Raw genomic sequence first — 13,311 nt, forward strand, 5'->3', positions numbered from 1 at the left:
TAGTTAAAAGGTTACGTTGAATCCTACCATAATAGTCCTTTGTTGCGGATATACCACAGCAGCTCTTGCCTCGATTTCGGGGTCAATCTCGTACTCTCCCACGTTATCGATGGAGAACAAGTTGGAAGCACTTACATACAGACGCAGTCTCTGCACATTGATTTTGCTGATAAGCTCTTTAGGCAAGCTATATCCCAATTCCACGTTCTTGAGACGGAGGAAGCGTACATCGTGCAACCAGAAGTCACTGTTTTTACCGTTGTTTACGCTGGTACCTTTTCTGATAGCCGGGTATTTGCCCGAAATCCATTCGCTGTCCGGATTGTATGGGTCGGCACGGTGCCATCTGTCTTCCAGGATAAATGCCGGAGAGTTTCCACCTGCATGGAAGGGATTTCTCAACTCATAGTCCTGACACCATGACTGCATACCGCCACCGGCGAAGTCCATATTCAGGTCGATACCTTTCCAGCGCAAGCCTATGTTTCCACCAAAGCTCAGCATAGGCGACCATCCTGTAGGGTATCCAATAGGTCTTTCGTCCATCGAGTTGATGATACCGTCACCATTCACATCCTTATAAATCAAGTCACCCGGAAGTTGCGTTCTGTTGTTCTCTCCATCGTTATTGATAGGATAGTTTCTGATTTCTTCTTCCGACTGAAACTGGCCGATTACCTGGTATCCCCACCATACGCCGCCCCAGCGGTCTTCAATAGAATTACGGTATTCATTCCATGAGTTACCGAAACGGGGTTTATAGGTTTCCACGTTTCTGAAACGTGAGTAGGTAAAGTTGGCGCTTACATTATATTCCAGCTCGCCCACGTTGTCAGCATAGCTAATCATACCTTCCATACCTCTGTATTCGTCCTTGTTAAGGTTCTCATTGGGAAGAGAATACCCTACTTCGCTCGGCAGAAGAATATCGTAACGGGCGGCAGGTCTTCCGGAGATAACCTTTTTAAATAGGTCGAAAGAAAGAGAAAGTCTGTTATCTAGGAATTTCATGTCCACACCGACATCATAAGTGGTATTCTTTTCCCATGACAAATCGGTCACAGGCATACCACCCGGCTGTACGCCAATCACATATTTACCGTCCAGCACAGCACCGCCCTTGTTAAAGTTGTATCCGCTCAGATAACCGAACATACCTACACCTGCTTCGCTACCTGTCTGTCCCACAGAAACTCTCAATTTCAAGTCGTTAACCGCATCTTTCAGAGGAGCAAAGAATGCCTCATCCGAAATACGCCATCCGGCAGATACTCCGGGGAAGAAACCCCAACGCTTGCCGGGAGCATAGAGATAGGAAGCATCGTAGCGAGCAAGCAGCTCAAGCATGTATTTGTCCTTATAGCTATAATTCAAACGACCGATATATCCCGACCTTGCCTGGTAAGTCCAGCCATCACCATAATCGGTAAGTTCCGACAAAGTCTTCAAGGGGATGTAGTTATTGGTAGGTGCCGTATTCGACCATCTATTGGCACGGTCATAGTCCGACCTCTCGTAAGCAAAAACAGCCGTCAGATTGTGGTCGCCGAAGCTCTTTGTATAGTTCAGCATAAATTGACCATAGCGTGCCACGGCATCGGTCTGCTCTTCCAGTCTCCATCTGGCGCTTTGTCCTCCTTGTGCTATATACACATCATTCACTCGGTCATAGTTGTACAGGTCGTACGAGTATTGGAATCCGTCAAAGTCAAGATGCGTATAGTTGTACGAGTACGTAAACTTGGCCGACAAACCGAAATCGAACTTATATTCTGCATAAAGGTTGCCGTTGAAGTTCTTGGTCATATTATCCTTATATCCTGCAATGTCTCTGCGGAACAAAGCCGGGTTCAAGTCAGGACGGTTGGGGATATTATTCATATACTCCGGATTATCGTTGGCATACGGCCCATGAGTAGGAAGACTACTGAACATGGAAAGGATGGATGAGAAATATCCATCACCGCCGGGAAGTCCCACATCTCTTGTTTTCTCAAAACGGCCGCTGGCCTGTACACCTACGGTAAGTCTTTTTGTCACCTTCGTTTCCAGGTTTACCTGAAGATTCGTTCTGGAATAGTCGAAGTCCTTCATCATGGCTTCCTGCTTGGTGTTAGTCAGGGAGATATAGTAATTGGATCGTGCAGAACCACCGGTAATGTTGGCATTGATATTGGATTGCGGCACATTCTTACGCATGATGATGTCGTAATAGTCATAGCTCTTGTATCCGGGTTCCGTACCAGCCTGCCACTTCGCATATTCCTCTTTAGAGTAAAGGCTGCTGGGGTCCTTGCCTGCATTCTGTTCCGATTCCAACAGACCTCTTACATACTGAGGCGCACTTGCAAGTTCGGGGAAGCGGGTCAGGTTCTGCCAGCCGTAATAGCCATTCAGGTTCACCTTTACCTTATCGTCTTTGGTACCCTTTTTAGTAGTCACCAACACAACGCCGTTTGCTGCCCGCAATCCATAGATGGAAGCTGAGGCATCTTTCAACACAGATATACTTTCAATATCCTCCAAACTCAAGGCATTGAAAGCATCTTCACCGGATACATGTGAAGTACCCACCCAACTTCTGCTGGCATCGCCACCATAAGGAATACCGTCGATTACGTACAAGGGTTTTCCCATATTACGTATCTCGACGTTAATACCTCTACCCGGACGTGCATCCAGTGCACGGGTTGACACACCCGCCATCTTACCGCTCAATGCACCGGCAGTAGTGGTGGAAGAGGAGCGTAGAAGGTCTTCCGAAGTCACATTACTAATAGCCGTAGTCACTTTCCGCTTGGACTGTGAGCCGTATCCCACTACGACTACTTCATCCAGTACTTTGGAGTCTTCACTCAGCAGCACTTCGATATTCGTCTTGCCATTTACAGGTATTTCCTGCGTTACATAACCAATATAAGATATAACTAAAACAGCATCGGGTTTCACGGATATTGAAAAGTCACCGTCGAGGGCAGTGATTGTACCGTTGCTGGTACCAGCACCTTTTTCCAACACGGTTACTCCGATAAGGGGTTCCCGGGTGTTCTTGTCAAACACCTTACCTTTAACATTCAAATTCTGCGCATTCACCGAGAATACTCCCAGAAATGCAACGACAGAAATCAACAAAAATCGGCTGTAGAGCTGTTTCAGAACGTCAGCCCTAACTTTTGAATAAAGTTTGTTCTTCATAATACAATTACTAAATAGGTTTTCAAAATAAAAATAATCGACTGTTAAGTTCATAAACTTAAGTTCAATAGTAGAAAGAATAGAGTCATGTTTCCATAGGCATTTTTATATTTATTTAGTTAGTTAACGGTTACAAAGCTAAAGATTATTATAATATTGTTATGTGTATAAAACATGCAATAAAGGAGTACATATCATTCACTGGCAAAATAAGTGTACTTTTTACCCTTTACTGAATAATCTGTATACGTTCATTGAATAATTTATATCGCAGGCAAGTTCTAAAGCTGCTTAAGGTATTCAGAAGGAAGCACTCCGAACTCCTCTTTGAAGCATTGGCGGAAGTACATCATACTGTTTATTCCTACCTTGAAAGCAGCTTCGGATATGCTATATCTGCCTTCCAGCAACAGGTGCTCGGCATAGTGCATTTTTATCTTGCGGACATATTCATTGGTAGAAAGCCCGGTCAAAGCCTTCACCTTGCGGTAAAGCGTAGATTTACTCATGCACATATTGTCGGCCAAATAGCCAATGTCCACTTTCTCGGATGACAAACGCGCTTCTATCAACTGATTAATCTTCTCCAGGAACTCATTATCCAGTTTGTTCATGGATTCTGCTAGGCGAGCACGTTTTTCATCCAAGTCCTGGCGAGGTGCCGAAGTATTAATACGCTCTGCGAGCCGTTTACGGGATTCCAATATATTATTTATGCGGCTATGCAACAAAGTGGCACTGAAAGGCTTCGTCAGATAAGAATCTGCCCCTGCCTGATATCCTTCTTCCTTATCCTGCAAAGAGTCTTTGGCTGTCAACAAAATAATAGGAATATGACTAGTGCATGCATCTTCTTTCAACTTCTGACACATAGCTATCCCGTTCATGACAGGCATCATAATATCACTCACAATGATGTCAGGAATACAATGCAAAGCTTGCTCCATACCCTGCTTACCGTTTACCGCTGTCTTCACATCAAAATCATCCGAAAAAGATTCAACAATATAATTAAGGATATCCTGATTGTCTTCTACTACCAATAAGATACGTTTTTCTCCGGATTCCGTATCAAGGATTTCTTCTATCTCTTCTTTCTTGTTTTCTGTTTCCTCCGGAGAATCCTGATGCATGACATGGGGGTAGGTGTTGTCCGTCAATAACCTAAAGCAGAAAACACTTCCCACATTCAGGTCACTTTCTACGTTTATCTCCCCTTCGTGCAACACTACCAGATTATACACCAGCGCCAGGCCAATACCTGTACCGGAAGCCTGATGTTCGCTTCCTTCCTGATAGTAGCGGTCGAAAATATAAGGCAAGGAGTCGGGAGCAATGCCATAACCTGTATCATGTACTTTTATCTCAGTATAATTAATGTTATCAGACACCACCCTATGCACCGTTAATGTAACGGTCCCCTTTTCAGTATATTTGATTGCATTGGAAATCAGGTTATCCAATATAATCGTAACCACTTCCCTATCGTAGAATAAAGGCATGTCCTCGCTTTCCACTTCAATGCAAAACTCAATCTCTGGATTGCGGTTGAGCTCCTTATATTTAAAACCTATTTCGTACACCAGATTAGCTATGTTATCACGGCTCACACATAACTTCTTATTCTGTGTTTCAGTCTTTCTGAATTCGAGTATCTGGTTTATCAAGTTCAGCAAGCGAATGGCGCTCTGGTGAATCACAGATATTTTCTGGGCATCCTTATTAGAAAGCGAATTACTTTTCAGCATATCTTCCAATGGCCCCAATATCAGCGTAAGCGGTGTACGGAGTTCATGTGTGATATTGGTATAGAAACGTAAGCGTTCCTGATTCAAGTCCAACTCCCGCTCATGGTTTTTCTTCTCCATATCATACAGCACCTCCATATCAAGTCGCCGCTTATAGATATAGAATATGAAGAATATAATAAACAGGCTGACAAGGACATAAAATGTCTTTGCCCACCACGTCAGCCACAAAGGAGGATTGATGCGGATATGCAAAGCTGTCACCTTATCCGACCACTCCTGATTTCTCATTCGTGTCTTCACTAAAAAAGAATAATCACCGGGCGGTACGTTACGGAAAGTCATATTATTGGGGTCTTTCACCGTGTACCAAGAGTCCTCAAGCCCTTTTAGCATATAAGCATACTCCACCTGATTAGTCAATGCATAATTCTGGATATTGAAGGAAACACTAAAAGTATTCTGCATATAATTCAGTTCCACAGAAGAGGATTTATCAAGCGTAAGTATTTCTTCACGGCTTTCCCAGTCGCCCAAAGGTTCGAATATCCTCATTTCAGTCATGACTGCCGGAGGAGCTTCGTGTTTGGCAAGTACCTCTCCGGGATTAAAGTAGCAAACCCCGTTAAGCGAGCCAAAATAAATTCTGCCTTCATCATCAGATGTCACACTGTTGCTCAGGAAGCCTGCAATAGGAACATTATCACCATAACCGTAATTATAAAAACTACCTTGTTGATCCACATAGCAACTGACCCCCTTGTTAGTACTGAGCCAGATATTACCCGAAGCATCTTCCAGAACAGACCTTATATGCGTATTCCACAATCCAACCTCGCGCCCGTAAACATGATAGTTCCACTCCTTGGAAGACGGAAAACACACCAACCCCTCGCCGGTAGCTATCCAGATTCGCTTCCGGCTATCCTGATAGATATCATTGATTGTATTCGAGGGGAACTGTTCGGCTACGTAAAAGCGTTTTATGGTTTCAAAAGCAGGTGAGTATAAAAACAGTCCCCCGCCAAAAGTACCCACCCAGAAGTTGCCTTGCTCATCTCTAAAGATACAGCGCACCTGTTCATCCAAATAATGCTCCGGCGAAATGGCTCCGTTGAGGTCGGCCTTATACATTCCTGTGGAAGTGCCAATCCATACTACGTGATCTTTATCTTCATAAAAAGCACGAACATCGGTCATAGCCATATCCTGGGAGAAAAGTTGCCGGATTTTTTTTCGGGTTGCATCATAATGACATATTCCTCCGAAAAATAATCCGAACCACAGATTACCTTTTGAATCGCACAGAGACGACTGCACGGGGTTGCCATTAAGTATGCCATCCTCTCTCCCATACACGGCTATCCTTCTACCCTTCTCAAATACATTAAGATCTCCCTTTTCTGTCCCTATCCACAGTTTGTCTTCATGATCGGCACAAATGCTACTGATCATCTTACCGGTAAGACTCTTTGTATCCGTCGGGATAGGAGAAAAATTATAACGATTAAATAAAGAAGATTCATGATTCAGGAAGCTGATACCTCCTCCCCACGTACCAGCCCACACATTACTGAAAGAATCTTGGAAAAGAAAACGCACGCTGGAACTCGACAGACTATGTTCATCAGCCCCCTCCTCTATATACTGGAAGTGTATCGGTTCTGATGATAGATACAAACGTTGGGACAAATCCAGGATAGCAATTCCTCCGAATTCCGTTGCCATCCAAAGTTTATTATCCTTCATTTGCTTGATGTCGAAAATCCTATACTGAACCTCTTTTTCCGGGTCTTTAAAGAGAATAAAAGTTTCTTCTTCCGGATCGAATAAAGCCAAACCACCGCCTGTTCCTACCCATATATTGCCATCTTTATCGGCATATACACACATCACTCCATCACTGGGCAGACTTTTAGGATCAGCAGGATTATGCCTGAAGTTTTTTATTTTCCTATCTTTTATGGAGAGGACGCTGAATCCATCAAAAACATGGCCTATATATAACTTCCCGTCCCCATTATCAGCCACCGACCAGATATTGTTACTAACCATACCCGGAACCGTCTTCATATTATAATGTATGAAATGCCCGGTTTTCTTATCCAGATAATCAACTCCATTCCAGTAAGTAGTAATCCATAAATTACCATCAGAAGCCGGCTTCACGCTGGTGACGTCATTTGTAGCTAGGCTGTTCGGATCTTTCGAATCATATTTATAAGCCGTAAAGGTATTATTGCCATAATTATAGGCATTCAGTCCGGCACGTTGCGTAGCAATCCACAAAACAGAATCTACAGGATCATCGAGCAGATAGTTCAATTCATTGCCGGTGATGCTCAGCTTACCGGGAGCACCTTTATAGTAAGGTACAAAACGAATACCATCAAACTTATTTAACCCCTCTTCCGTTGCAAACCATAGAAATCCCTGTTTGTCTTGGGCTATGCTCAAAACATAATTGCTGGTCAACCCTTCAATGGCATCTAAACGTTTCACCGAATAAGATTGTGCCCATACCCAATAGGGAAATAACAACAATAAAACTATAAAAAGATTCTTATTTTTCATAATATTAAAAACTACACATGTTCGGTTGTCCGACTCAAAAGTAAGAATAAAATCTATATTCCGAAGTATATAAACTACGTATTGAAAGATTTCACACCCTTGTTTGCACGATTTATACCATATTCTTATTCCTTACATTCTCTATATTTGCGAAGTTAATAATAGCACTTTACCATCAAAACTCTAATCAATGAAGAAATTAGTTATAACAACGGTCCTATTAATTATCTGTTATGTCACCTTCGCGCAATCTGCAAGTCATTTTGAAATATGCCCGGAACAGCCACTGCAAGTCATGGAGCATTTCAGTGCTTCGGATGCCTGGAGCATGCACATCATAGGCAAATGGCCCCAGGAGAAGCAAAACCAGGTGGCAGACTGGTTATTCAGTACAGAAAATGATGCTAACGGAAAGCCCAAAGGAATCGGGCTTTCCTTGTGGCGCTTCAATGTAGGTGCGGGAAGTACGGAACAAGGAGAAGACAGCCAGATAGGTTCTCCCTGGATGCGCACCGAATGCTTCTTACAGCCGGACGGAAGTTATAACTGGGACAAGCAGCAAGGCCAGCGCAATTTCCTGCGGTTGGCAAAAGAACGGGGAGTCAATAAATTCCTGGCATTTCTTAACTCTCCTCCTGTCTACTTCACCCAAAACGGACTTGCTACCAATACCGGACGCGACGGTACACTTAACTTGAAAGATGAACATTATGAAGACTTCGCCCGCTTCCTGGCAAATGTGATAAAAGGAGTGGAGGAGAAGGATGGCATCAAGTTCGATTACCTTTCGCCTTTCAATGAACCGGATGGTCACTGGAACTGGATAGGTCCGAAACAGGAAGGTACCCCAGCCACCAAAAAAGAGATAGCACGTGCCGTACGCCTCATCAGTAGAGAATTCGTAAAGGAAGGGATTGACACAGAAATCACCATCTGTGAATCATCGGATTACCGTTGTATGTTCTCTACCCACATGACTAATCACGAGCGCGGATACGAAATACAGTCTTTCTTCTCACCGGACAGTGTAGATACTTATCTGGGAAATACCCCGAACGTATCGCGCCTCATCGCAGGACATAGTTACTGGACAAATACACCGCTCAATAGCCTGAGAGATTACCGTCGCCAATTGCGTGATACATTAGATAAATACAAGGTTGACTTCTGGCAAACGGAAACCTGCATCATGGGAAATGACGAAGAAATTGGTGGTGGTGGAGGATTTGACCGTACCATGAAAACAGCGCTTTATGTAGCACGTATCATTCACCACGATATTGTTTACGCAGGGGCGCGTAGTTGGCAATGGTGGCGAGCCATAGGCGGTGACTACAAAGATGGATTGATACGTGAATACACGAATCCGGATTTGCAGGATGGAAGAGTAGAAGACTCTAAATTGATGTGGATCTTAGGAAACTACAGCCGTTTCATCCGCCCAGGCGCTGTACGCATGGCTATTACGGCAACTGATAAGTCCGGACAGATTGTTCCTGAAGGAGATACCAACCAGAAAGGTCTTATGTGTTCCGCCTATAGAAACACGAACGGGCAATGGGTGATGGTAGTCATCAACTATGCTGATCAGGAGCAAGAGTGCACGTTACGTGTGAATGACCCGAAAGTCAAGTCATGGCAAGGTTACCGTACATCCGATACACCAGGTGAAGACTTGCTGCCCATTAAAAAGCTGAACAAGAAACAACTGGCAGTTATCCCTGCACGTTCTGTCACTACTTTCGTTTCCGGGGATTGAGAAGAGCTACAAGTTACAAGCTACAAGTACCTTTCGGCATGACAGCGCAGCCACTTGTAGCTTGTAACTTGTAGCTCTGTAGCTTTACTCGCAAACACTCGCGCGATAAATATCGACTACCGGGCTTACGTTATCCATTTTACCTAATAACGTTTCCGCATTATGGGTAACTTTAAAATTCATTTCCTCTTCATACAGCGGAATTACCTGATAAAAGTTCACCTCCTCACCATTGGGTAACTGGCAAACATCCGCACCTTTCTTCACATTTTCAGGATTAATCAGCATCACACCGGAGAAGCGGGTGTTTTCGGCAAACGGTTCACCATTCGGCACTGTATGCCCCCAACCCAGCCAGGAGTCTTCTCCTATCGGCAGGCGGGCAAGTATCTTCAACCAACGCAACGGCCAATAATTCTTTTCCGAATGGTCATACACATTCCAATCGGCAGGAAGGTATATCACCAGCTCCGCACGCTCCAATTTATACTCCGCCAGTTCCTGGGGAACATTCATCCGATGAGCGCCCATACCACTGGTAATCAACGTATAGTAATTCCTCTTACGCGTGGGTTCGATAATATAGATATCCACATGAATATCGGGTGAGGCTATCTCATGGAAGACATTCTTCGATTTACCGAAATACTTGTCGATATGAGCTTCAAGGGCATCCATCTCTTCAGGATCATACATTTCAGGATCATAGGGCGATTCTCCGCTTTTACACAAATCAATGAATTCCTTCACATCGTCATCATCCGGATCCAACTCCAGAGAACGTTCAAAAGCCTTCTGTGCCTTTTCCAACTGATTCATATAATAATAAGCATATCCCAGACGATAGAACCAAAGTGCGTCTTTATCTTCTTCTTCTACAGTAAGAAGGCAATCAATAGCCTTGAGATACTCTTCCTGATTATTATAAGCGCGTGCCAGAAGACCTATTAACTCTGCATTCCACTCTTCTTCGGGAATTGCCAGAATGGCATCCACTATCTTCTGCTCCTCATCATCCGTATGCCATTGCTCTATCTGCTCGAGCAGTTTGTCATACTTATCTTCCTTGCTTGCAGTCAGATGTTCGACAAAGTCTGTAGAGAAAGCCATAGCTTCTTCTTTTCCTTCACACGAGATTGTGAAAAGGGTAAATTGATGTTCGGTGATAATCTGGCATTGGCACACATATTCACTGTCGCTTCCATCCTCTTCGCCACCCAGGTCGTAAAGCCTGCATTTACCGTTATTGAAGAATTTCTCCTCAACCAGTACATTTTCATTATCTTCCAGATAGTTCACCTCATCATCAGGAATGGAATAAGCCAACGTACGCACCACATGCCAGTTTTCATCTACTCCATCATAATAACCACGGGAATCTTCTTCTTCAAAATAGAGGTAATGGCCCGGAAGGTCAAAACTAAGATTCCCCAGTTTATACGTTACTTTTCCCTTATGGTAGCCTATAGGGAACTCATGCACATAGTCCGGCAAGAAAGAAACATCTATCGGTTCTTGTTCCGCTAAACGACAAAGCAACAGGTAATCCTCTTTCGGGAAAGGAAGGGAATCATTCATTTCGACAGCTTTCTCCAGATTCCCAATAATAAAGGCATTGATTTCCTCATCTGCATCACTGCGGGCGGAAGGCATGAAATAACAATCTTCCCACAAGGCACTCAAGGCAATATTTCGATAGAACTGGGCATCACGTTCTTCATTATTCCACATGAAAAACTCATTTGCCAGTGTTTCAATGCCTTCGTTTTCTATTCGCTCCATGAAATGATGAGGATTAATACGTCCGAAAGGTGAAACAACTGTTCCTTTCACACCCTGAGGTATGTACTTATTGTAGTCCCAACAGATGGCAGACATATCAGATCCCTGCTCCATACGTTCGCAGCAAAGTTTCATAATAGCCTTCAACCATGGATAGAAATGCTCGGAACGCATCCGCTCAAAGTCTCTGTGCTCGTAATACTCCGTATCATCCTCCACCTCAAAAGAAAGTTCGCTTTGCCGTATCAGTTCACAGGCAATTTCTGTAGCGTATTTGTGAAAACCCGCTCCCAGCAGATTAGTCTGACAATCGCCTGCAATGACTATCTCATCTCCTTCCGGTTCATAATTAAAGAATATATTTCCCAAACGACAAAGAGATAACTCAGAATAGTCCTCTGAATGGCTGGCAGATATATTGTTCCGGGCTGCAACCGCATCCAGAGATTCCTGAAAGGAAGAGATATTTTTGCACTTTGCTGTTAATCTGAAACCTATACTCATAATAGTAATATCTTAATAATTAACGATTTTATTATTTAATCCTCTGATTCGTCGTCCTCCGTTTCAAACAGCCTGTGCAAATCGCAGTCCTGACGAAAATCGGAGAGATAGAAGCGATATTGAGGATAATCCTTCAGGAAAGGGATTATCTTTTCCATAAATGCCGGCTTATCGAATAGCAAAAGGTCGATGTAACACGTACCTGTACCAACGGCACCACCTAATAAAAGTCCCAAGCCTTCCGGAGAAAGCAGTTCTTCTGAAAGGCGGTCTTCCAGTTCGTAGCGGAAATCCAGGGCTTTCTTTGCATCTCCTTCCTTTTCGTTCTCAAACGGGAAGGCAATGAACACAGCCTGTGCACCGAACCGGTTCAGTTGATCGAACAACTCAGTAGAACCGTTATAATAATTAGCTACCAAGGGTTGGAAGCATGAACTGCCTGCAACCACGTCAAAACGCAGTTCTTCGTTCTCCTGTGGCTCAAAACGATAGCTTGTATAGACTTGCTGCGGATTATCAAACACTTCCTTGTCGTGAGCTTTCAGAGTATCTACGATATATGTCCTCAACACAGGAAGAGATATTGAGTCTTCAAGCGGAGCGTCGGCACGTTCCACATCGGCAATATACTGGTACGATAATCCCTCACCCAGCATAATTTCCATCATGATATAATAGGCATTGTAACTTTGAGCTTCTTCCAGCGAACACAGGTCTTTTTCATAAAAACGGATGCTGAAAGCATTAATATCTTCCTGATAGGTAACGGCTACCTTCACCTGATCCATAGCCACACTTACGCCATACATGCCAAATGAGAAACTCGAATCAGTACCTTGGTTGAAAGGGAAGAAGTGCCATTTGTCCTTGAATTGCTCAGGCAACTGCGACACAACGTAGGGATAGAGATAGAACAGGGAAGAATGACCTTCAACAGAGAAAGTAAATTCATAGTTCCCGCCCAGATTGAAGTGTACCTCTTCGTTTATCAGATCTGTTCCGGCCGTGATAAACTCCACCGCATTTTCACTATCCGACTTCCCACGGTTCTCAACGATCTGCGACAGTTTCTTTTCGTTATCAGTAAACCATTTCCAGAAGTTCTGTACACGTTTACGGAAAGGAATCTCAGTATGCTCGTCAGTATCTGTCCAAGCATCATTTTTCTCTTTTAATGTCTTATCCATTATTTATTGCCATTTAAGTTACCAACTCATATAATCTCACTCATCCCCAAAGATAATGATAAGAGTTAAATAGCAAAAACATTCACATAACAATCAGAAATAAAAAAATAAATTCACCTCTACAAATGCTCTCAGAGCACTTACAGAGGCGAAAAAGCGTTTCTTTTAAAGAAACCATTCTTCCCTTTTGACATTTTGTTTTTTTTGCATATTCAGAATGCTTTCTTTGTGTACGGAAGGAAGGGAAAACGTAAATTCACAAGTGAAAATCCATAGTCAGCAGATTGATAAGCCGATACAAAAATACCAACAACTCTAAAAAAGCGAAAGTATCACCTAAAAATGCCTGAAACAGCCTCTTTCTGCCGGATATACAGATGGCTTGTGTCCGATATATAGATTGCTTGTATCCAATCTATATATCGGATGTGTTGCATCTATAGATACTGTATGCCGGATGTATAGATCCTATATGTTGAGAATAGTGATTCAATGTATAAAAAGCGTATAAATTATACATAGAATACAGAAATAACGTATTTGTATGCATTAATTTAGATGT

5 protein-coding genes are annotated in these 13,311 nt (G+C 43.2%); 1 reads left to right on the forward strand and 4 read right to left on the reverse strand.

Annotated features, from left to right (window positions below):
• Positions 1–3: 3 nt before the first annotated feature.
• Both BWI44_RS08960 and BWI44_RS08965 read right to left on the reverse strand, forming a co-directional pair.
• Positions 4–3,195, reverse strand: a complete 3,192-nt coding sequence (locus BWI44_RS08960) for a SusC/RagA family TonB-linked outer membrane protein (protein WP_195208597.1) — start codon at positions 3,193–3,195, stop codon at positions 4–6.
• 281 nt (positions 3,196–3,476) lie between these two features.
• Positions 3,477–7,517 (reverse strand): hybrid sensor histidine kinase/response regulator transcription factor, encoded by a 4,041-nt coding sequence (locus tag BWI44_RS08965; RefSeq protein WP_286812991.1) that lies wholly within the window; start codon positions 7,515–7,517, stop codon positions 3,477–3,479.
• A 190-nt stretch (positions 7,518–7,707) separates the two neighbouring features.
• On the opposite strand from BWI44_RS08965, the gene BWI44_RS08970 reads away from it, so the two are divergent.
• Positions 7,708–9,276, forward strand: coding sequence for a glycoside hydrolase (locus BWI44_RS08970; RefSeq protein WP_195208599.1), 1,569 nt, complete (start codon positions 7,708–7,710; stop codon positions 9,274–9,276).
• Between the two features lie 84 nt (positions 9,277–9,360).
• Here the strand turns inward: BWI44_RS08970 and BWI44_RS08975 are convergent, their stop codons facing one another.
• Together BWI44_RS08975 and BWI44_RS08980 are read right to left on the reverse strand one after the other, a co-directional pair.
• Positions 9,361–11,562, reverse strand: coding sequence for a suppressor of fused domain protein (locus BWI44_RS08975; RefSeq protein WP_195208600.1), 2,202 nt, complete (start codon positions 11,560–11,562; stop codon positions 9,361–9,363).
• Between the two features lie 35 nt (positions 11,563–11,597).
• A complete protein-coding gene (locus BWI44_RS08980; RefSeq protein WP_195208601.1) occupies positions 11,598–12,749 on the reverse strand; it encodes a hypothetical protein in 1,152 nt (383 codons plus the stop codon).
• Positions 12,750–13,311 lie beyond the last annotated feature (562 nt).

The organism is Bacteroides sp. Phil13 (assembly GCF_001940965.1).
Classification (GTDB): Bacteria; Bacteroidota; Bacteroidia; order Bacteroidales; family Bacteroidaceae; genus Bacteroides; species Bacteroides intestinalis.

Bases quoted from the DNA above. Each gene is read 5' to 3' on its own strand.
- BWI44_RS08960 (WP_195208597.1), bottom strand. From the start codon at position 3,195: ATGAAGAACAAACTTTATTCAAAAGTTAGGGCTGACGTTCTGAAACAG.
- BWI44_RS08965 (WP_286812991.1), bottom strand. From the start codon at position 7,517: ATGAAAAATAAGAATCTTTTTATAGTTTTATTGTTGTTATTTCCCTAT.
- BWI44_RS08970 (WP_195208599.1), top strand. From the start codon at position 7,708: ATGAAGAAATTAGTTATAACAACGGTCCTATTAATTATCTGTTATGTC.
- BWI44_RS08975 (WP_195208600.1), bottom strand. From the start codon at position 11,562: ATGAGTATAGGTTTCAGATTAACAGCAAAGTGCAAAAATATCTCTTCC.
- BWI44_RS08980 (WP_195208601.1), bottom strand. From the start codon at position 12,749: ATGGATAAGACATTAAAAGAGAAAAATGATGCTTGGACAGATACTGAC.